Annotated in this window: 19 protein-coding genes and 1 tRNA gene; 14 read left to right on the top strand and 6 right to left on the bottom strand. The window is 53.2% G+C overall.

What is annotated here, in order from left to right; translation table 11 throughout:
* Positions 1–243: 243 nt before the first annotated feature.
* On the bottom strand, positions 244–498 hold the full coding sequence (locus tag F3J37_RS23200; protein ID WP_166936113.1) for a YkgJ family cysteine cluster protein: 255 nt from the start codon (positions 496–498) through the stop codon (positions 244–246).
* Between the two features lie 149 nt (positions 499–647).
* Here F3J37_RS23200 and yeiP point away from each other — a divergent pair, with 149 nt between their 5' ends.
* From yeiP to yejF, 9 genes are all read left to right on the top strand, one after another.
* Positions 648–1,220: an elongation factor P-like protein YeiP gene (gene yeiP, locus F3J37_RS23195; protein WP_034824964.1), complete on the top strand. Its 573-nt coding sequence runs from the start codon at positions 648–650 to the stop codon at positions 1,218–1,220.
* A gap of 95 nt (positions 1,221–1,315) precedes the next feature.
* On the top strand, positions 1,316–2,290 hold the full coding sequence (locus tag F3J37_RS23190; protein ID WP_166936111.1) for a CobW family GTP-binding protein: 975 nt from the start codon (positions 1,316–1,318) through the stop codon (positions 2,288–2,290).
* 45 nt (positions 2,291–2,335) lie between these two features.
* Positions 2,336–3,043 (top strand): phosphatase PAP2 family protein, encoded by a 708-nt coding sequence (locus F3J37_RS23185; RefSeq protein ID WP_166936109.1) that lies wholly within the window; start codon positions 2,336–2,338, stop codon positions 3,041–3,043.
* A gap of 516 nt (positions 3,044–3,559) precedes the next feature.
* A complete protein-coding gene (gene mepS, locus F3J37_RS23180; RefSeq protein WP_034824970.1) occupies positions 3,560–4,135 on the top strand; it encodes a bifunctional murein DD-endopeptidase/murein LD-carboxypeptidase in 576 nt (191 codons plus the stop codon).
* Positions 4,136–4,433: 298 nt separating this feature from the next.
* Positions 4,434–5,999: a cyclic di-3',5'-guanosine monophosphate phosphodiesterase PdeN gene (gene pdeN, locus F3J37_RS23175; protein WP_034824972.1), complete on the top strand. Its 1,566-nt coding sequence runs from the start codon at positions 4,434–4,436 to the stop codon at positions 5,997–5,999.
* A gap of 65 nt (positions 6,000–6,064) precedes the next feature.
* Positions 6,065–7,873 (top strand): extracellular solute-binding protein, encoded by a 1,809-nt coding sequence (locus F3J37_RS23170; protein ID WP_166936107.1) that lies wholly within the window; start codon positions 6,065–6,067, stop codon positions 7,871–7,873.
* 10 nt (positions 7,874–7,883) lie between these two features.
* On the top strand, positions 7,884–8,975 hold the full coding sequence (locus tag F3J37_RS23165) for a microcin C ABC transporter permease YejB (protein WP_166936105.1): 1,092 nt from the start codon (positions 7,884–7,886) through the stop codon (positions 8,973–8,975).
* A complete protein-coding gene (locus F3J37_RS23160; protein ID WP_166936103.1) occupies positions 8,975–10,000 on the top strand; it encodes an ABC transporter permease in 1,026 nt (341 codons plus the stop codon). Before F3J37_RS23165 ends, F3J37_RS23160 begins: the two co-directional genes overlap by 1 nt.
* Entirely contained in the window at positions 9,997–11,586 is a 1,590-nt protein-coding gene (gene yejF, locus F3J37_RS23155) for a microcin C ABC transporter ATP-binding protein YejF (protein WP_166936101.1), read from the top strand. The genes F3J37_RS23160 and yejF overlap by 4 nt, the downstream gene beginning before the upstream one ends.
* Here yejF and F3J37_RS23150 read toward each other — a convergent pair.
* From F3J37_RS23150 to rsuA, 3 genes are all read right to left on the bottom strand, one after another.
* Positions 11,580–11,906 carry a YejG family protein gene (locus F3J37_RS23150; RefSeq protein ID WP_034824977.1) on the bottom strand — a complete coding sequence of 109 codons (327 nt, stop codon included), beginning with the start codon at positions 11,904–11,906 and terminating at the stop codon, positions 11,580–11,582. The two genes, yejF and F3J37_RS23150, sit on opposite strands and share 7 nt — an antisense overlap.
* Positions 11,907–12,322: 416 nt before the next feature.
* A complete protein-coding gene (locus tag F3J37_RS23145; protein ID WP_166936099.1) occupies positions 12,323–13,513 on the bottom strand; it encodes a Bcr/CflA family multidrug efflux MFS transporter in 1,191 nt (396 codons plus the stop codon).
* Between the two features lie 12 nt (positions 13,514–13,525).
* Positions 13,526–14,248 carry a 16S rRNA pseudouridine(516) synthase RsuA gene (gene rsuA, locus F3J37_RS23140; RefSeq protein WP_058961320.1) on the bottom strand — a complete coding sequence of 241 codons (723 nt, stop codon included), beginning with the start codon at positions 14,246–14,248 and terminating at the stop codon, positions 13,526–13,528.
* Between the two features lie 168 nt (positions 14,249–14,416).
* On the opposite strand from rsuA, the gene radD reads away from it, so the two are divergent.
* Both radD and rplY read left to right on the top strand, forming a co-directional pair.
* Positions 14,417–16,171 carry a DNA repair helicase RadD gene (radD, locus tag F3J37_RS23135; protein ID WP_166936183.1) on the top strand — a complete coding sequence of 585 codons (1,755 nt, stop codon included), beginning with the start codon at positions 14,417–14,419 and terminating at the stop codon, positions 16,169–16,171.
* Between the two features lie 128 nt (positions 16,172–16,299).
* The gene (rplY, locus tag F3J37_RS23130) at positions 16,300–16,584 is read left to right on the top strand and encodes a 50S ribosomal protein L25 (RefSeq protein ID WP_034824983.1); all 285 of its coding nucleotides are present in this window, start codon (positions 16,300–16,302) and stop codon (positions 16,582–16,584) included.
* Between the two features lie 56 nt (positions 16,585–16,640).
* Here the strand turns inward: rplY and yejK are convergent, their stop codons facing one another.
* Positions 16,641–17,645, bottom strand: a complete 1,005-nt coding sequence (gene yejK, locus F3J37_RS23125) for a nucleoid-associated protein YejK (protein WP_034824985.1) — start codon at positions 17,643–17,645, stop codon at positions 16,641–16,643.
* A 158-nt stretch (positions 17,646–17,803) separates the two neighbouring features.
* Between yejK and F3J37_RS23120 the strand changes: the two genes are divergently transcribed.
* The 3 genes from F3J37_RS23120 (at position 17,804) to F3J37_RS23110 (ending at position 19,955) form a co-directional block, all read left to right on the top strand.
* A complete protein-coding gene (locus F3J37_RS23120; RefSeq protein WP_034824987.1) occupies positions 17,804–18,031 on the top strand; it encodes a YejL family protein in 228 nt (75 codons plus the stop codon).
* 23 nt (positions 18,032–18,054) lie between these two features.
* Complete coding sequence (yejM, locus tag F3J37_RS23115; protein WP_166936097.1) at positions 18,055–19,806, top strand: LPS biosynthesis-modulating metalloenzyme YejM; 1,752 nt, start codon at positions 18,055–18,057, stop codon at positions 19,804–19,806.
* Between the two features lie 72 nt (positions 19,807–19,878).
* Positions 19,879–19,955, top strand: a tRNA-Pro gene (locus F3J37_RS23110).
* 43 nt (positions 19,956–19,998) lie between these two features.
* Here F3J37_RS23110 and F3J37_RS28195 read toward each other — a convergent pair.
* On the bottom strand, positions 19,999–20,112 hold a 114-nt coding region (locus tag F3J37_RS28195), incomplete at its 5' end, for a hypothetical protein (RefSeq protein ID WP_237449408.1).

Raw genomic sequence — 20,112 nt, 5'->3', positions numbered from 1 at the left:
AGCTTAATGGCGAAAAATTACGCTGTACTTCTCGGGGGTTACCGAGAAGACAACGCTGAAACGTTTCAGGGAATATGGTACAGCATGAGAAAGCAGGCAAGAAAATGCGCGATCGGCGTAGCAGATTTTTGATGTTCCGCACACTTCAGATCGGATTTAAGATTTTTCAGGCCTGTACGGCTGACGTCATTGCTGTAACGCATTGGTCACATAAGGCAAATTCTTCAGCACCGCGTCAGCAATTTAAGGCGCGGTATCTGCTTCGAGTTGTAACAGGAAGGTCATCGCGGCTTCGCGACTGTTGCCGCACATCTCTGCGCTGGGCTGTAAACCCGCACAGACTGCGGGACGCAGCGGAGAACCAAAAATTTTGCAGCGCTGATGGTCATCCAGCTGAACGCAGCGGGTATTGGCCGGTTTGCCCTGGGGCATGCCGGGAATCGGGGAAGAGATTGAGGGGGCTGTGCAACAGGCACCGCACTGGTCACGACAATACATCATGCGCTCCTGAGGATTTCGTCGCGACAATAGCAGGCTGATGACGGGAATACCATGCGCGGGCAACAATTTTACACTGCCTCCCTTGCCTGTTTTTCACGGCGCGAGTAACGTGGCGCGCATTAACCTTTTCACAGCGAGTTATCCCCATGCCAAAGGCAAATGAAATCAAAAAAGGAATGGCTGTTACCTGGAACGGCAAACTATTGCTGGTAAAGGACATTGATGTCCAGAGCCCAAGCGCACGCGGTGCTGCCACCCTCTATAAGATGCGTTTTACCGACGTGCGCACTGGCCTGAAAGTGGAAGAGCGCTTCAAGGGTGACGATATTATCGATGCCATTCAGCTTAGCCGTCGCGCCGTGACCTTCTCTTATATAGACGGTGACGAGTACGTGTTTATGGATGATGAAGATTACACGCCCTATAGCTTCAAGAAAGATCAGATTGAAGAAGAACTGCTGTTCATCCCTGAAGGCGGTATTCCTGGCATCCAGGTGTTAACGATGGAAGGTCAGGTGCTGGCGCTGGAGCTGCCACAGACGGTGGATATGGAAATTGTCGATACTTCACCGGGCATTAAAGGCGCTTCCGCCAGCGCACGCACCAAACCCGCGGGCATGAGCACCGGCTTGTCGATCCAGGTACCGGAATACCTGAGCAATGGCGATCGCATCCGTATTCACGTGGCTGAACGCCGCTATATGAGTCGCGCGGACTAACCGCACGATTTTATCCGGCCGCTGAAGGTTGTTATAGTATAACAACGTCGTGCGCGCCGGGTATGTTGTCCGCGCGCCTGAAAATGGAGCCTGTAATGACGCGCGTTAATGTAATCACCGGATTTCTCGGCAGCGGTAAAACCACCACCCTGCTGCATCTGTTAGCCCACAAACCCGCCAATGAGAATTGGGCGATTCTGGTTAACGAGTTTGGCGAAGTGGGTATTGACGGCGCACTGCTCGCCGATCGTGGTGCCACGCTGAAGGAAATTCCTGGCGGTTGCATGTGTTGTGTGAACGGCCTGCCGCTGCAAGTCGGACTCAATATGCTGCTCAAGCAAAATAAGCCCGACCGTCTGATTATCGAACCCACCGGCCTTGGCCACCCTAAACAACTGCTGGATATGCTGCGTGCCGCCGTGTATCAACCCTGGATTCAGGTTGATGCCACCATCACGCTGCTCGATCCCCGTCAGTTAGCCGATGCGCGTGTTGTCGAGAATGAAAACTTCCGCGATCAACTCACCGCAGCCGATATTATCGTCGCCAATAAAAGCGATCGCTGGAGCGAGGAAGATCGTCAGCGTTTGCAGCAATGGCAGCAGCATAATCTGGGCGATCGCCAACTGGTCGAATCCGCGTGGGGTAACGTTGATCCCGCGTTACTGTGCCAGTCCGCATTGGCGGATCGTGCGGTTCCTGAAGCGGCCCATCATCATCATACTTCACGGCCAAAAGGACTGGCGGCACTGAAACTTGAGGGTTCCGCACGCTGGCGCCGTGCATTGAACGAAGGCCAGGGCTACGCATCCTGTGGCTGGATTTTTGATGGCGATACGGTGTTCGATGCCATTCCGGCGCTAGAGTGGGCGCGGCTTGCACCGGTGGATCGCGTTAAAGGCGTACTGCGCACGCCAGACGGTCTGGTGAATATCAATCGTCAGGGTGACGACTTCTTTATGGAAACACGCACCACCACGCCACCGGACAGCCGCATTGAGTTAATCCACCACCAACCCGTTGACTGGAACGTTTTGCAAACAACCTTGTTGAGGATTCGTTTAAATTAGCTGCGTTAGGTTGCCCCGTTATCTTTCTTTTTGAGTCTATTTTTTATGCGCGCGTCTCGTTTAATCACCATCCTGCTGCTCAATGCACTGGGGATCATGCTGTTCTTTTCGTGGTACCTGCCGCCGGACCATGGCTTCTGGTTTGGTATCGACAAAGCCATCTTCTATAGCTTCAACGATCGGATGGTGGATCACCACGGCTTCGCTTTACTGGTGGCGATCACCAATTTCCGTGGTTTTGACGCGGTATCGCTGCTGGCGATGGGTCTGCTGTATCTCTGGTTCTGGCGTCGTGAAACGCCGCAAGGCCGCCGCCGTATGCTGGCCATTGGCATTACCATGCTGCTCACCGCCGTGGTGCTGAATCAACTGGGTCATTTAATCCCGGTGCAACACGCCAGCCCAACGCTGTTCTTTGATAACGTGCATCGCGTGAGTGAACTGACCGGGATTCCGGCGAAAGATGCTTCCAGCGATAGCTTCCCTGGCGATCACGGCATGATGTTGATTATTTTCGCCTGCTTTATGTGGCGTTATTTCGGCTTCCGCGCTTTCCTGATAGGTTTGGTGATTGTGGTGGTGTTCGCTCTGCCGCGCGTGATGGCCGGTGCGCACTGGTTTACGGATATTGCCGTGGGATCGATGTCGGTGATTCTGGTGGGATTGAGCTGGTGTTTATTAACTCCGCTCAGTGACAAACTGGTGAATTGGCTCAATCGCGCCCTGCCTGGGAAATATAAGCCACGCACATAATTGTTAAGCGCGGATGACAATAAGCAGAAAAGTCGATCATCCGCGCTTATCGAATTCAGAAATACATTATTAGCAGGCTAACGTTTTTCTATTAAAAGAAAACATTATGATGCAAAACGCGTAACAATCGCCTTTTTCCTGGCTTGTCCAGCCAGAAGCCTCTCAAAATCAGCCCTAGCGCCGGAATTAGCCCCTGAAAACCCGCCTTATTGGCTATTAAATCGCTACCAATCGTTGATAAAGTAACCATTGTGTTACGGATTGATTTCACATCAATAAAAGCTATAAAAATTTATATAAAAGCACTCGCCACGCGGTCTGTAATCGGTTAACCTCAAACGCGATTACTTAGAGTGCAGCATAAAATTCGGTGCCTTATGCAACAAAAATGTGTTCATTAACACATTTTAGTAATTAAGGAATTGTCTTAAGCCTTAGCTCTTATTAATCTCAAACCCGTTTTGTCATCTGGCTGGCGACATTGTGTCGTAAGGACTTCAAAGGAACACACGTATAATGGTCAAGTCTCAACCAATACTGAGATACCTCAGGCGGATCCTTCCCGCAGTAGCATTAGCAACACTCTTATCGGCATGTAGTAGTACGCATAACGGTCAGAACGCGAATAACGAGAATCATGAAGTTAACAACCAGAATGGTTTTTTACTTCAAGCGTCTCAGGACGAATTTGAACAAATGGTGCAGAATGTGGACGTTAAGTCCCGCATCATGGAACAGTACAGTGACTGGAAAGGTGTTCGTTATCGCTTAGGCGGCGACACCAAACGCGGTATTGATTGTTCTGCTTTTGTTCAGCGCACCTTTCGCGAGCAGTTCGGTTTAGATTTACCCCGTTCAACGTCAGAACAGCAGGATACGGGCAAAGAGATTTCTCGCGGCAAACTGCGCCCGGGTGATTTAGTCCTGTTCCGTGCCGGTTCTACCGGACGACACGTTGGCATCTATCTGGGTAACGATAACTTCGTTCACGCGTCCACCAGCAGTGGTGTGATGATCTCCAGTTTAAACGACAGTTACTGGAAAACGCGTTACCGTGAAGCCCGCAGGGTTTTAGCTAAAAACCCTAGCTAACGTATCCTTTTGAAGATCCTCTCAGCCAGAGAATCAGAAAACGCTGCCCAGGCAGCGTTTTTTTTCGCCTGCCGTTTCTTAACGCAAATCCGATAGATAAAAAGTAATTGAGAATCAGAAATATAACGAGACTTTTCGCGCTTCCTCGTTATATTCTCGTTTGCTTACTGGCAGCAAATTGTTGCGTCTTCGTCGGCTGAAAAAACCCGTCCTGATGCAATGTTTTACGCCAGATACCAGCGAGCAGTAGTGCACGATTTACATAATAATAATGGCGCCATAAAGGGGAATGCACTCCATGCCACTGTCGGGGACGTTAAAACGTCATGCAACCTATTCGCGCCGTATCGCCTGGAGTAGTGCGATCATCGGCGGTGTGTTCTTTCTGTTGTTTGTCATCGTACTGCTGACGCTCACCTGGCAAAAACGAGTACAACAACATGAACAGTTGCTGATCCATAGCCGCGACGATCTACAACAGGTGATGTCGACCCTGGTGGATACCCTTTATCCATTGCAACAATACACCCAGCTTGAATGCAGTAGCGTCAGCCGCGAACTCACTTCACGTGCCGCCTTTGCCGGCAATATCCGCGCGATTTTGCTGGTACGTAACAGTAATGCCTATTGTTCATCTGCTACCGGCGCCTTTCTGCTGCCTGCGAATGATATTTCGCCACAATCGGAGCTGGAGCGCGATCGCGATTTACGCTTACTGGAAGGCACGCCCCTCTTGCCAACCAAACCGGCGCTGGCGTTGTGGATGAAGAATCCAGGCTCAGCTGAGACCGGCATTCTCGCCACCATGAATATCAGCCTGACGCCTTATCAGCTGCTGGCTTCTTATCATCCCGAAATCACCGGTATGGCGTTGGTGATTGGCGATAAAGCCCTGCTGAGTGGCAAGAATCAGGTGGTGAACATCCACGATTTACCACCAGCCTTGAAAGAAATGAGTTTTAAAGATAATGGCATGCGCTTCGTGCTGTACGGTACGACGCTGGCGCAACGCGATTATCATCTGATCCTGCTGACCGGCCTCCTCTCAGCCCTGTTTATGAGTGCGGGCAGCTGGCTGCTGCTGACGCTGTATCAGCGTCCTGGCAAAGAGATTATGCAGGGCATTAAACGTGGTCAGTTTCATGTTGAATATCAGCCCCTGGTCACCGCCCACGATGGGCAACCGTATGGCGTTGAAGCACTACTGCGCTGGACACATCCCACCGAGGGAATGATTCCCCCGGATGCCTTTATTAGCAACGCCGAAGCGCAAAATCTGATTATTCCCCTGACTCAGCATTTGTTTAAGCTGGTGGCACGCGATGCGAAGTTCCTCTGCCAGCAACTGCCGCGCGGCACGCGTATGAGCCTGAACCTTTCCCCTCTGCATCTCGCATCAGAAAGTTTTCGTCAGCATGTGCAGGAGTGGATTGCCGACATGCCAAAAGACCACTTCAACTATGTTTTTGAAATCACCGAACGCACCATGGTGGGCGAAAGAAATGCTGGCGAGATTTTTGCCTGGCTGCATGAGCAGGATATTAAAATTGCCATTGATGACTTCGGCACTGGCCACAGCGCATTGATCTATCTTGAACGCTATCCGTTTGATTACCTCAAAATCGATCGCGGTTTTGTACAGAGTATTGGTACCGAAACGGTGACCTCACCGGTACTGGACGCGGTATTGCTGCTGGCGAAGAAGCTCAATCTCAAAACCGTGGCAGAAGGCGTTGAAACCGGCGATCAGGCAGCGTGGCTGGTGAACCGTGGGGTGACACATCTGCAGGGATATTTATTCAGCCGCCCGCTGCGTCCGGAAAACCTGATCAGTTATTACCAACGTCAGGCAGCACTCGGTTAACGTCACGCTATCGTCACGAAACTGCTACCATTCAGTGCGGATTATTTAAGGAGAGCGCCCCACTTATGCTGCTGCGTCTTGTCACCGCGTTGTTGGTTTGTAGCGCCATCGCGCCACTGCATGCGGAAACCATCAATGAGAGTTATGCCTTTGCCAAGCTGGGCGAACCGAAGTATGTGGTGAATTTCACCCATTATGATTACGCAAATCCCGCTGCGCCTAAAGGCGGCAAGATGACCATCGCGGTGGTTGGCACTTACGATAACTTCAATCGCTTTGCTTCACGCGGTAATCCTGGCGTCGGCACCGATACGCTGTATGACGGGCTGTTCACCACCTCCGATGATGAGCCTGGCAGCTACTATCCCTTGATTGCTGAATCCGCCCGTTATCCCAGCGATTATCACTGGATGGAAGTGTCCATCAATCCGCATGCGCGTTTTCAGGACGGCAGCCCGATCACCGCCAAAGATGTTGCCTTCACCTTCCAGAAATTTATGACCGAAGGGGTGCCACAATTTCGCGTGGCGTTTCGTGGGGTTGAAGTAAAAGCGCTCAACAATCTCACCGTGCGTATCGACATGCCGAAACCAGACAAGGACATGATTCTGAGCTGGCTAACGCTGCCGGTTTTGCCGCAAGCCTTCTGGCAGAATAAAAAATTTAATGAGCCTATTGGTTATCCCCCGCTTTCCAGCGGCCCCTATCGCATCACGTCTTATAAGCCAGGCCAGTTCATTCAATACAGTCGGGTGAAAAACTATTGGGCGGCAAATCTGCCGGTCAATCGGGGACGTTATAACTTTGATACGCTGCGCTACGATTACTATCTTGACGACAACGTCGCTTTTGAAGCCTTCAAAGCCGGCGCGTCCGATCTGCGCGAAGAGGGGTCGGCGAAGAAGTGGGCCACACAATACCGTGGGCGCAACTTTGATAGCCACGCCATCGTGAAATCGACCACGCCAAATACCGTCTCTACCGATACTCGCTGGCTGGCCTTTAACAATGAAAAACCGCTGTTTGCCGATCGTCGTGTGCGTGAGGCGCTGACGCTGGCATTTGATTTCGAGTGGATGAACAAAGCGCTGTTTTACGGGGCCTACAAACGCACTGACAGCTATTTCCAGAACACCGCTTATGCGGCCAAAGGCTATCCGAAAGCCGACCAGCTCATTCTGCTGGCACCGTATAAAGCACAGTTGCCTGCTGAAGTGTTCAACAACGAATACGCACCGCCGCGTTCAGAGGGCAGCGGCTTCGATCGCGGTAATCTGCTAAAAGCCATGACACTGCTGAAAGAAGCGGGCTGGCAGATTAAAAATCAGCAGCTGGTGAACGATAAAACCGGTCAGCCCTTCCGCTTTGAACTGCTGATGCGCAGCGGCACGCAGAACGATTGGGCACTGCCGTTCCAGCATAGCTTGCAGCGTCTGGGGATTCAGGTAGAGTTGCGGCAAATTGATAGCTCGCAGTATTTGCGCCGTTTGCGCGAAGGCGATTACGATATGATCCCCTCGCTTTACTACGCAATGCCTTCGCCTTCCACCAGCCTGCGTACCATTTGGCAGTCGCAATACATCGACTCCTCCTGGAACACCCCTCGGGTGAAAGATCCCATCGTGGACCATTTCGTGCAGGAGATTGTCGATCATCAGGGCGATGAAAAAGCGCTGCTGCCGCTGGGTCAGGCGCTGGATCGTATTCTGTTATGGAATGCCTATATGATCCCGATGTGGTACAACGCCGAACAGAGGCTGGCATACTGGGATAAATTTTCCCGCCCTGAAATCAAACCCGCGTATGCAACCGGGTTAGAGAACTGGTGGTATGACGTGAACAAAGCCGCACAATTGCCGGCCGACAGACGCTGAGGAGAGCGGTTTGGGTTCCTATTTCCTGCGCAGGTTGCTGCTGATTATTCCCACACTGTGGGCGATCATCACCCTGAACTTTTTTATCGTGCAGATTGCGCCCGGTGGACCGGTGGATCAGGCGCTGGCGAATGCGCAATTTGGTCATAGCTCCGGTTTTTCCTCGGGTAGTGCTGGAGATGTCGGCGGTCGCGGTGCGCTGGCGCATGATAATCCGGGCGACAGCCAATATCGCGGCGCGCGTGGCCTTGATCCTGAGGTGATCGCCGAGATCAAACACCGCTACGGTTTTGATAAACCGCTGCTGCAGCGCTATGGCGAAATGCTGTGGAACTATATTCGTTTTGATTTTGGCGACAGTCTGTTCCGCAGCGCCTCGGTGCTGCAGCTGATCAAAGAGAGCTTGCCGGTTTCCATCAGCCTGGGCTTGTGGAGTACGTTGATCATTTATCTGGTCTCGATTCCGTTAGGGATTAAAAAGGCAGTGCGCAACGGCAGCGCTTTCGATATCTGGAGCAGTACCTTTATCATTTTCGGTTACTCCATCCCGGCCTTTCTCTTCGGCATCATGCTGATTGTTCTGTTTGCCGGTGGCAGCTATTTCGATTGGTTCCCGCTGCGCGGGCTGACCTCGCCGCAGTTTGATACGCTGCCGTGGTACAGCAAGATTGGCGACTATCTCTGGCACATCACGCTGCCGGTTCTGGCCACGGTGATCGGCGGTTTTGCCACGCTCACTATGCTGACCAAAAACTCATTCCTAGATGAGATCCGCAAACAATATGTGGTCACCGCACGCGCCAAAGGACTGGATGAAAAACGTATTTTATACGGCCACGTGTTTCGCAACGCCATGCTGCTGGTGATCGCCGGTTTCCCTGCCACCTTTATCAGCATGTTCTTTACCAGTTCGGTCTTGATTGAAGTGATGTTCTCCCTCAACGGACTCGGCTTGCTGGGTTACGATGCCACTATTCAGCGCGACTATCCGGTGATGTTTGGCACGCTGTATATCTTTACGCTGATTGGCTTGCTGATGAATATTCTCAGCGATCTGACCTATACGCTGGTCGATCCACGCATCGATTTTGAGGGGCGCTAATGGGTTTATCGCTAATCAACCAGCAGCGCTGGCAACGCTTTCGCCATAACCGCCGTGGTTACTGGTCGCTGTGGATTTTTTTGCTCATTTTTGTGCTTTCACTCGGTGCGGAGTTACTGGCCAATGACAAGCCACTGCTGGTGCACTACCAGCAGCGCTGGTACATGCCGCTGCTGTTCAATTACAGCGAGAGTGATTTTGGCGGCGACTTTGCCACCCCGGCCGATTACCAGGACCCGTGGCTAAAACAGCGGATCGATCAGCAGGGATGGGCGCTGTGGGCACCGATTCGTTTCAGTGACAGCACCATTAATTTCGCCACGGATGTGCCCTTCCCTTCTCCGCCCTCGAAGCAGAACTGGCTGGGTACTGACGCTAATGGTGGTGATGTACTGGCGCGTTTACTGTACGGCACACGCATCTCGCTGCTGTTTGGTATCTTACTGACGCTGTTCTCCAGCGTGATCGGCATCGTGATCGGCGCCGTGCAGGGTTATTTTGGTGGTCGCGTCGATCTGGTTGGTCAGCGCCTGATTGAAGTGTGGTCTGGTATGCCGTCGCTGTTTTTATTGATTCTGCTCTCCAGTGTGATTCAACCCGGCTTCTGGTGGCTATTGCTGGTCACCGTGGTGTTTGGCTGGATGAGCCTGGTGAGCGTGGTGCGGGCCGAGTTTCTGCGCACGCGTAACTTTGATTATGTGCGTGCGGCGCGCGCGCTCGGCGTGAGTGACGGACGCATTATGCTGCGTCACATGCTGCCGAACGCCATGGTGGCCACGCTGACCTTCCTGCCCTTTATTTTATGCGGTTCGATTACCACCCTCACCTCACTGGATTTCCTTGGCTTCGGCTTGCCGGTGGGTTCTCCTTCGCTGGGTGAACTGCTGTTACAGGGCAAAAACAACTTACAGGCGCCGTGGCTGGGACTTTCCGGCTTCTTCGCCCTCGCGCTGATCCTCTCGCTGTTGATCTTTATCGGTGAAGCGGTACGTGATGCTTTTGATCCCAGCCGGGGGGTGAAATGAGCCTGTTAAGCGTCAATCATCTCGCCGTGGCCTTCAATCAGCGCCGCGTGGTGGAAGATATCTCTCTGCAGATTGAGGCCGGTGAAACTCTGGCGCTGGTCGGTGAATCCGGTTCAGGCAAAAGTGTCACCGCGCTCTCGATTATGCGCCTGCTGCCGCAACCACCTGTGACCTATCCGCAAGGTGAGATCCTATTCAATGGCCAAAGCATCTTGCAGGCCAGCGAACGCGAGATGCGCGGCCTGCGCGGCAACCAGATGGCGATGATTTTCCAGGAACCGATGGTGTCGCTCAACCCGCTGCACAACGTTGAGAAGCAGCTGTATGAAGTGCTGTCTCTGCATCGCGGGATGCGCAAAGAAGCGGCGCGCGGCGAAATTCTTAGCTGTCTCGATCGCGTTGGCATCCGCAATGCAGCATCACGCCTCGGCGATTTCCCGCATCAGCTGTCCGGTGGAGAGCGTCAGCGCGTGATGATTGCCATGGCGTTACTGACGCAACCAAAACTGCTGATTGCCGATGAGCCCACCACCGCGTTGGATGTCACAGTACAGGCACAGATTCTGCGCTTGCTGCGTGAACTGCAGCGTGAACTGAATATGGGCATGCTATTCATCACCCACAACCTCAATATCGTCCGCCAGCTGGCGCATCGCGTTACGGTGATGCGCAATGGTCAGGAAGTGGAACACGACCTTTGCAAGCCACTGTTTAGCCAGCCACAGCATCCCTATACACGCGAATTACTCGCCGCAGAGCCGGATGGCCAACCGGTGCCGCTTATCGATACCCAACCGCTGCTGCAGGTCAAAAACCTGCACGTGGGCTTTCCGATTAAACGCGGATTGTTCAAACGCAGCGTGGCGGAAAAAACCGTGCTCAGCGATCTCAACTTCACACTGCGTCGGGTTGAAAGCCTTGGTTTGGTGGGGGAATCCGGTTCAGGCAAAAGCACCACCGGATTGGCGCTGCTGCGTTTGATTGCCGCGCGCGGTGAGATTTGGTTTGACGGTCAGCCGCTGCATAGCCTATCGCGTAAACAGCTTTTGCCGCTGCGTCCGCATATTCAAGTCGTGTTTCAGGATCCCAACTCATCACTCAATCCGCGCATGACGGTACAACAGGTGATTGCAGAAGGGCTGGCAGTACATCGTCCTGAATTAAGTGCCGCCGAGCAGGAAGCGAAAGTGATCGCCGTGATGCAGGAAGTGGGGCTGGATGCGGAAAGCCGTTCACGCTACCCCGCAGAGTTTTCCGGTGGTCAACGTCAGCGCATCGCCATTGCCAGAGCGCTGATTCTGGAGCCGCAATTAATCGTGCTGGATGAACCGACCTCTTCGCTGGATCGCTCAGTGCAGAAGCAAATTCTCACCCTGCTGCGCCGTTTACAGCAGCAGCACCAGTTAGCGTATCTGTTTATTAGCCATGATTTGCAGGTGGTGCGCGCACTCTGCCATCAGCTGATTGTGCTGCGCCAGGGTGAAGTGGTGGAACAGGGAGAATGCGAAGCGTTGTTTAACGCACCAGCCAGCGATTATACGCGTCAGCTTTTAGCCTCCGCGCAGGGCGAATCGTTAACTCAGTGACCTTCAAAGGTTTCCGCGATGGCAACGCCCTGATTTTTCAGGCAGCAGTTGGTAGTGCTTTCGTCGCCACGCTGAATCAGTAAACAGGGCTGCCCTTCACACAGGGCAATTTTGCATTCGACCTGAATCTGCGCCAGCGTCTCTTGCAGCTGGTGCAGAATTTCCAGCGCGGGATGGCCATCGTGGCTTAACAGACGCAGTGCGACGAGATCTTCATCGTGCACACCGTTGACCGCTTCCTGACGTTCAATTTCACCGACATGGTCGGCTGACCAACGATAATGTTGCGGTAAGCGATGCATAACCGAAAGTTGCAGCATAATTACAGTCCCCAGAGACGTTAACGCTTATTCACGACGACGGCGATTACGCAGTGAATCCCTACCTGGTAAACTCAGAATACGGACGTCAAGGTTTGCCTTCTCGTTTTAAACACAAAGCATGTAGCAAAGTTATTATTTGCGAGCTTTCTCGCATTTATGCCTATGTGTACCTTGTTCGGCGGCAGTTAACAATCATTTTAGACGCAATATAGTTACTTTATTACACCTAAATTTTCACATTATGGAAACATTAAGCATAACGAATATGTGGGGATTCGCGAGTGAACGTGAAGAATTGATCGCATACGGCAAGAGGGAATGTGACAACGGCGCGGTTTTTTATTCGCGATTTCAATGGCTCTAAAAACCAGTGAACTCCGCGATCAACCGCGCCGTGAGAGGAAAGTGCAGGTTTACGCGTGGCGTGGACGTGCGGCGTAGCTAAACAACAAAATGGATACGGTTGCGCACAGGGCAATGGTCGCCACCATTGGCCAGGCGCTGTTGATACTGACCAGTGACAGCAATGCCCCCACCAGCGCACCCACGCCAAAGCGCAAAGTACCGGCCAGTGACGATGCGGTGCCCGCCATATGCGGAAACTCATCGAGAATCACCGCCATCGCGTTCGAAGAAACCGTCGAGACGCAGCCGATAAACATCGCCACGCCAAACACCAGCGACAGGAAACCTAAATCCAGCGCGCTGGCAATCAGCAGCCAGATGCCCATCGCAAACTGTATGATCAGTCCGATACGGAACATCGCCAAAGGCCCGAAGCGGCGTACCGCGCGGCTGTTGATCAGCGTCATGACAAACAGGAACACCACGTTAAGGCCAAAGTAGTAGCCAAAGTTTTGCGGTGAAACGTGATTCACTTCGATGTAAACAAAAGGCCCGGCGTTGAGGAAGGTAAACAATCCCGCAAAGGAGAAGCCGCTTGCCAGCATGTAGCTGAACGCACGTTTATGGCGCACCAGCGCGACGAAGTTACTCAGCGTGGTTCGCAAATGGAAGCGCTGCCGCTGTTCAGGCTTGAGCGTCTCGCGGATCTGCGTTACCACCAGTACGGTAGTGATCAATGCGGCCACAGCCAGCGTCCAGAAAATCGCGTGCCAGTTCCACAGCAGCAACAGCCAACCGCCGATAATGGGTGCCAGTAACGGTGCAATGGTAGTGACCAGCATGACAAACGACATCATGCGCGAGAAATCCTCTTTCGAGTAACTGTCTCGCATCAGCGCGTTAATCACCACGCTGGCCGCTGCCGCCGACAAGCCGTGCAGGAAGCGCATAAAGATCAGTTGATCAATGGACTGTGACAAGGCACATGCCGCCGCGGCGCAGGCAAAGATCAGCGTGCCCAGCACAATCACCGGTTTACGTCCGTAGCTGTCCGCCAGCGGGCCATACACCAACTGCCCGATAGCAAACCCCAGAATGTAAAGGTTAAGCGTCATCTGCACGCTGCCTGCCGAAACGGCAAATTCGCGTGCGATTTGCGGCATTGCCGGCAAATACATATCAATGGAGAGCGGCATCAGCATCGCCAGCAATCCCAGAATCACGACCAACCCTACCGGTGAATTCTTTTCCTTACGCACCGCTTTCTCCCGCTATTTGCGTTTTTTCAGCTCTTCTGGCAGGCCGATGCTGTCGACCTCTTCTTCCGTGAGTTCACGGTATTCACCTTCAGCCAGGTCGTCATCCAGCACGATCTCGCCAATGCTTTCGCGATGCAGCGCGGACACATGATTACCCATCGCGGCAAACATGCGTTTGACCTGATGATAGCGGCCTTCCGTGATAGTTAAACGAGCGGCCTTTTCGTCGAGGATTTCCAGCACCGCCGGTTTGGTCAGTTCTTTCTCATTGTGCAGTTGAATCCCCGTCGCAAACTTCTCCACCAACGCAGGGTCAATCGGCTCTTCTACCTCAACCAGATAGGTTTTTTCGAGGTGATGGCGCGGAGAGGTAATACGGTGTGACCATTGACCATCGTCCGTCAGCAGCACCAAACCGGTGGTATCGATATCCAGGCGGCCCGCCGCATGCAGCTTAAAGGCAGCCGGTTCTTCCATGAAGAACAACACGGTAGGATGATCGGGATCGTCAGTGGAGCAGACATAGCCCTGCGGCTTATTCAGCATGAAGTAGCGTGGACCGGTTTGCACCACCAGGGGGTTGCCGTCGTATTCGATTTCGTCATCTGGCAACACTTTGTAGCCCGCGTCGCGAACCACTTCGCCATTAATGGTGACTTTCCTGGCGCGGATTTCGCGGCCAGCGATAGCACGGCTGACTTCCAGCTGCTGAGATATGAATTTTTCGAGTCGCATGAATTCGCTTTTGCCTGTTACTACGGAGGGAACTGAAACGGCGTTTTTAAACCGTTAAAAAAGTGTGGGCAGTATAGCTTGATCCTTCGCCTGCTAACAGTACCGCGCCTGCGTTTCAGCTGTTTTCATGGCATAATGCGTGCCCGTTTGAAAAAAAAGTTTGCCCTGATGTCCTTCACCCTGCGCCCGTACCAGCAAGAGGCGGTTGACGCCACGCTCCAGCATTTTCGCCGCCATGATGCGCCCGCCGTGATCGTGTTACCAACGGGTGCCGGTAAAAGTCTGGTGATCGCTGAACTGGCGCGGGTTGCCAGAGGCCGCGTGCTGGTGCTGGCGCATGTGAAAGAGTTGGTCGAGCAGAACCACAGCAAATATCAGGCGTATGGTCTGGAAGCCGGTATTTTTGCTGCCGGTTTGCAGCGCAAACAGAGCGAAAGCAAAGTGGTATTTGGCAGCGTGCAATCCGTGGCGCGCAATCTGGATCGCTTCGACAGCGCCTTCTCTCTGGTGATCGTGGATGAGTGCCACCGCATCAGCGACAACGAGGAGAGCCAGTATCAGCAGCTGTTCGCCCATCTGCGGCAGCATAATCCTCAACTGCGCCTGCTGGGGCTCACCGCGACGCCCTTTCGCCTCGGTAAAGGCTGGATTTATCAGTTTCACTATCACGGCATGGTACGCGGCGATCAGCACGCGCTATTCCGCGACTGTATTTATGAATTGCCGCTGCGCTACATGATCAAGCACGGTTTCCTTGTGCCACCCGAACGGCTGGATATGCCGGTCGTACAGTACGATTTCAGCCGCCTGATCCCGCAAAATAACGGTTTATTCAGCGAAGCCGATCTCAATCGCGAATTAAAGCAGCAGAATCGCGTGACGCCGCACATCATCAGACAGATCGTGGAGTTCGCGGAGGATCGTCGTGGCGTGATGGTATTCGCCGCCACGGTAGAACATGCGCGTGAGATTTTATCTCTGTTGCCCGAGAACAGCGCGTTGGTGTCAGCGGAAACAGTGGTGAAAGAACGCGATCGTTTGATCAGCGAATTTAAAGCGCAACAGTTAAAGTTTTTAGTGAACGTCGCGGTGCTGACCACCGGCTTTGATGCGCCGCATGTGGATCTTATCGCCATATTGCGCCCCACTGAATCGGTCAGTTTGTATCAACAGATTGTCGGGCGCGGCCTGCGTTTGTCACCAGGCAAAACCGACTGCCTGATCCTCGATTATGCTGGCAATCCGCACGATCTCTTTACCCCTGAAGTCGGCACGCCAAAAGGCGCCAGTGACAATCAGCCGGTGCAAGTGTTCTGCCCAGCCTGTGGTTTCGCCAATACCTTCTGGGGAAAAACCACCGAAGATGGCCATATCATTGAACATTTTGGCCGTCGGTGTCAGGGCGTGATGGAGGATGATGAGGGCAATCGTGAACAGTGCGACTATCGCTTCCGCTTTAAAAGTTGTCCCGACTGCGGTGCAGAAAACGATATTGCGGCCCGCCGCTGTCATCAGTGCGATCGTATTATGGTCGACCCTGATGATATGTTGAAAGCCGCGCTAAAACTTAAAGATGCACGTGTGCTGCGCTGCGGCGGTATGACGCTGGAGCAAGGGCGCGACGAGAAAGGCGAATGGCTAAAAGCGACCTACTTTGATGAAGATGGCACCAGCGTCAGTGAACGTTTTCGTCTGCAAACGCCTGCTCAACGTAAAGCCTTCGAGCAGCTGTTTATGCGCCCACACCAGCGCGCACCCGGCGTGGAACTCGGTTGGCAAACGGCTGCGGATGTTATCGCTTTGCAGCCACTGCTGCGTCATCCCGATTTTGTGGTGGCACGCGCGAAAGGTCATTTCTGGCAAATTCGCGAGAAGATGTTCGATTATCAAGGACGTTATCGACGCGCGAATGAGCTGCGTTAAGCGACGGAATCATTTGCCCGCGTCTTCTATTGCGGCTATAATGCCGCCCGCTTTTGCATCCGTAAAAGCATATGAATAACCGTCTGTTGCTGGGTCGCCTGTAGCAGAAATGATTGAAGAGAAATCAAATGACCACTTTCAACGCTGAAGTACGTAAAGAGCAGGGTAAGGGTGCGAGCCGCCGTCTGCGTGTAGCAAATAAATTCCCAGCCATCATCTATGGCGGAAACGAAGCGCCAGTTGCTATCGAACTGGACCACGACGTTGTAATGAACCTGCAGGCTAAGCCTGAGTTCTACACCGACGTGCTGACCATCGTTGTTGATGGTAAAGAAGTTAAAGTTAAAGCTCAGGCGGTACAGCGTCATCCGTTCAAGCCAAAACTGCACCACATCGACTTCGTTCGCGCTTAATCGCCAACGAGTTGAAAAGAGAACGCCGCTTACGCGGCGTTTTTTTTGCCTGAAAATCAGTTACCGCCGGTTCGGCGCTGTAACTGATCGCGCAGATTAGGCGGTGTGCCTTTGATGGTCAGGGTATCGGTCGCGGGATCCCAAAAAATGCGCTCGCCCAGTAGCATGGCATCAAAATTCAGCGTCAGGCCGCCACCGCTGCCAGCAAACTTGGTCAACTGGCGTAATGTGCTACGGTCAGCCGGGAAATGCTCTTCCAACTCATAACCCTGCTCCTGGGTAAAGGCCTGGAAGGTTTTCTCTCCCAGCGGCGGCAGTTCACTGGAAAGATCTTCCAGCGCAATCTCCTCACCCGCCTGCAGTTGGTCGTTGCAGTAGCTGTAAACCTGCTGACGATAGTTCTGGCGCTCGTTCTTATCGAGATTCGATTCCGCGCAGTAATCATCTACCGCCTGCAGCAACCCCCGGTTCTGTGCTTTGGTATCGAGTCCAACGCTGGCACCGAGGAAATCCATAAAGAAATCGGCCACTTTGCGCCCGACGCGTCCACGCAGGAAGGTCAGATAACGGGTGGATTCTGGGTTGGTTTCCCATTCAGTAAGATCGATACGCGCCACAATATCCGCATGATTAATATCGAGATAATGAGTGCTGCTAATATCCAGTTGTTCATTGACGCGCATGCTTGACTGGCTGCTCAGCATCGCCACCAGCAAATACTCCACCGCCAGATAGCGATAGTGCAGGAACAGCACCACGCCACTTTCCGCAAACGGATATTTGCCCAGCTCATCACGCAGACGCCCGGTCGCGGCACGGCTAAAGGCCAGAAAGTCATCTTCCCCTTTGCGGCAATTGCGCAGCGCATCGGCCAGTTCACTCTCTTCATTAAACAGGCCATAGGCTTTGCTTTTGGCGCTGTACACCCGATGCAGCTCTTCTGCCATCTCTTCTACCGCACGGGTCGCGGGCAGCAAAGTGTCGCGCAGGACCACCTCAAGCTGGTTTTCATCACGTTTGACTAACTGATGCAGGGCAATCTGGTCGATATCCAGACTCATGGTAGACTCTCCTTTGGGCTCAGGCGCGTATTCAAACACCGCCCGCCGCTGCTTTCAACTCCACGCACAAACTGATCGCTCTGCTTGCGATTTAATTGCGGAAAAAAGCGCGTTGTTACGGTAATATACCGCCTTTTCACACTTGATTAGTCGACGATATGCCACAATCATCCCGTTATAGCGACGAGCGCGTAGAGAAGCTTCTCGCGCAGATGGCGCAGATTCTTGAAAAAGACAAAGCGCCAACCGACCTTTCCCTGATGGTGTTAGGGAACATGGTAACCAATTTGATTAACACCAGTGTCTCGCCGGCCCAGCGCCGCAGCCTGGCGAAATCTTTCGCGGAAGCGTTGCAGTCTTCCGTTCGCGATGACAACGCCCACTAAATTGCAGATCTGACCTCATAAATATGGTAACCAACCGGCAGCGCTACCGCGAAAAAGTCTCCCAGATGATCAGCTGGGGGCACTGGTTTGCCCTGTTTAACATCATCTTCGCGCTGATTTTAGGCAGCCGCTACCTGTTGGTCGCCGACTGGCCCGCCTCGCTTGCGGGCCGTATTTATGCCTATACCAGCTGGATTGGCCACTTTAGCTTTATTGTGTTTGCCGGTTATCTGCTGATTATCTTCCCACTCACCTTTGTGGTGATGTCACAGCGATTGCTTAGGGTGCTGTCGGCGATTATCGCCACTGCCGGGCTGACGCTGATTATGGTCGATAGCGCGGTATTCAACCGCTTCCACCTCCATCTGAATCCGGTGGTGTGGGAGTTGGTCATCAACCCCGACCAAAGCGAGATGGCGCGTGACTGGCAGCTGATGTTTATTAGCGTACCGGTCATCTTCCTCGTGGAGATGTTGTTTGCCACCTGGAGCTGGCAGAAGCTGCGCAGCCTGAATCGACGCTCATTTGGTAAGCCGCTGGCCGCGCTGTTTATCTGTGCTTTCTTTGCCAGCCATCTGCTGTATATCTGGGCCGACGCCAATTTCTATCGCCCGATTACCATGCAGCGCGCCAATCTGCCGCTCTCCTATCCGATGACCGCGCGACGCTTTCTTGAACGCCATGGCTTGCTGGATGCGCAGGAGTATCAGCGTCGTCTGGTGCAACAGGGTGATCCTGAGGCGCTGTCAGTGCAGTATCCGCTGAGTGATATCACCTTCCGCGATGGCGGCACACGCCACAACCTGCTGCTGCTAACCGTTGATGGTTTGAGTCATGACAATCTGGATAAGGCACTGCCATCGCTGAATCAGTTTGCCAGTGACAACGTACGCTTTACCCAACACTACAGTGCCGGGATTGCGCCGGAGAAAGGCATGTTCGGGCTGTTTTACGGCATCTCCTCCAGCTATATGGACGGCGTACTTGCCGCGCGCATGCCTTCGGCGTTACTCGGTGCGCTAAATTCGCAGGGGTATCAGTTTGGTCTGTTCTCCTCCGATGGTTTCAGCCAACCCTTGTATCGCCAGGCGCTGTTAGCGGATTACAGCCTGCCAGAGGCGGATGCTCAGCCAAACAGCACGACGGTGAACCAATGGCAAAACTGGCTCAACGGCCAGAAAGCCGAGGGTGCGCCCTGGTTCTCATGGATTTCACTTGATGGCGTCAACGTGACTGGCGAAAGCATTAAAGCGCGTCAGCGCAGCTATTTGCGCCAGGCTAACAGCGTTGATGAGCAAATTGCGGCCGTGCTACAGACGTTGCAGCAACGCGATTTGCTCAAAAATACCGTGGTGGTGATTACCGCCCAGCGTGCGGTTACGCCGGATAATGATGATAATCCGGGCAACCGTGCAACGTTACGGGTGCCTCTGGTGGTGCACTGGCCGAATACGCCGGCGCAGACCATCGATCGTCTGACCGACCAGCAGGATGTGATGACGACGTTAATGCAACGTCTGCTGCACGTGCGCACCAATCCGGCCAACTATTCACAGGGTGAAGACCTGTTTGCTGCTCAGCGCAGTCACAACTGGGTCGCCAGTAGTGAAGAGGGCAAACTGGTGGTGACTACGCCAACCGTGACGCTGGTGCTGAATAACAACGGCAGTTACAGCGCCTACGATGCACAGGGCAATAAGCTGAAGGATCATAAACCGCAGCTGGCGTTGCTGCTTCAGGTGTTGACAGAAGAGAAGCGCTTTACCGCAAACTGATTAATAATGAGGCAGTTAAAACCTGCGCATATTGCAATCGTGAGCGGAACCAGTAGACTACTTCTCCACGTTCGGCACGTAGCGCAGCCTGGTAGCGCACGGTCATGGGGTGTCCGGGGTCGGAGGTTCAAATCCTCTCGTGCCGACCAAAATCCTATAAAAAAGCAGCCCTTGTGGCTTAATGCCAGTCAGTTAAGCCTGACTGGCATTTTTTCTTCTTGCTGTCGGATATTTATAGGGTCTCTCTTTCACCACCCTTGGGAACGAGCGCTCCCGTCGTCCCGGCAGTCTGACCATCTCTGCTAT

Source organism: Candidatus Pantoea communis, assembly GCF_011752685.1.
Taxonomy (GTDB): Bacteria; Pseudomonadota; Gammaproteobacteria; order Enterobacterales; family Enterobacteriaceae; genus Pantoea; species Pantoea communis.
Note: the sequence above shows the minus strand (reverse complement) of the source record. Positions and strands in the feature narration are given on the sequence as shown.

Bases quoted from the DNA above. Each gene is read 5' to 3' on its own strand.
- pdeN (WP_034824972.1), top strand. From the start codon at position 4,434: ATGCCACTGTCGGGGACGTTAAAACGTCATGCAACCTATTCGCGCCGT.
- F3J37_RS23150 (WP_034824977.1), bottom strand. From the start codon at position 11,906: ATGCTGCAACTTTCGGTTATGCATCGCTTACCGCAACATTATCGTTGG.
- mepS (WP_034824970.1), top strand. From the start codon at position 3,560: ATGGTCAAGTCTCAACCAATACTGAGATACCTCAGGCGGATCCTTCCC.
- F3J37_RS23160 (WP_166936103.1), top strand. From the start codon at position 8,975: ATGGGTTTATCGCTAATCAACCAGCAGCGCTGGCAACGCTTTCGCCAT.
- yeiP (WP_034824964.1), top strand. From the start codon at position 648: ATGCCAAAGGCAAATGAAATCAAAAAAGGAATGGCTGTTACCTGGAAC.
- yejK (WP_034824985.1), bottom strand. From the start codon at position 17,645: ATGAGTCTGGATATCGACCAGATTGCCCTGCATCAGTTAGTCAAACGT.
- F3J37_RS23200 (WP_166936113.1), bottom strand. From the start codon at position 498: ATGTATTGTCGTGACCAGTGCGGTGCCTGTTGCACAGCCCCCTCAATC.
- F3J37_RS23170 (WP_166936107.1), top strand. From the start codon at position 6,065: ATGCTGCTGCGTCTTGTCACCGCGTTGTTGGTTTGTAGCGCCATCGCG.
- radD (WP_166936183.1), top strand. From the start codon at position 14,417: ATGTCCTTCACCCTGCGCCCGTACCAGCAAGAGGCGGTTGACGCCACG.
- yejF (WP_166936101.1), top strand. From the start codon at position 9,997: ATGAGCCTGTTAAGCGTCAATCATCTCGCCGTGGCCTTCAATCAGCGC.
- yejM (WP_166936097.1), top strand. From the start codon at position 18,055: ATGGTAACCAACCGGCAGCGCTACCGCGAAAAAGTCTCCCAGATGATC.
- F3J37_RS23190 (WP_166936111.1), top strand. From the start codon at position 1,316: ATGACGCGCGTTAATGTAATCACCGGATTTCTCGGCAGCGGTAAAACC.
- rsuA (WP_058961320.1), bottom strand. From the start codon at position 14,248: ATGCGACTCGAAAAATTCATATCTCAGCAGCTGGAAGTCAGCCGTGCT.
- rplY (WP_034824983.1), top strand. From the start codon at position 16,300: ATGACCACTTTCAACGCTGAAGTACGTAAAGAGCAGGGTAAGGGTGCG.
- F3J37_RS23185 (WP_166936109.1), top strand. From the start codon at position 2,336: ATGCGCGCGTCTCGTTTAATCACCATCCTGCTGCTCAATGCACTGGGG.
- F3J37_RS23120 (WP_034824987.1), top strand. From the start codon at position 17,804: ATGCCACAATCATCCCGTTATAGCGACGAGCGCGTAGAGAAGCTTCTC.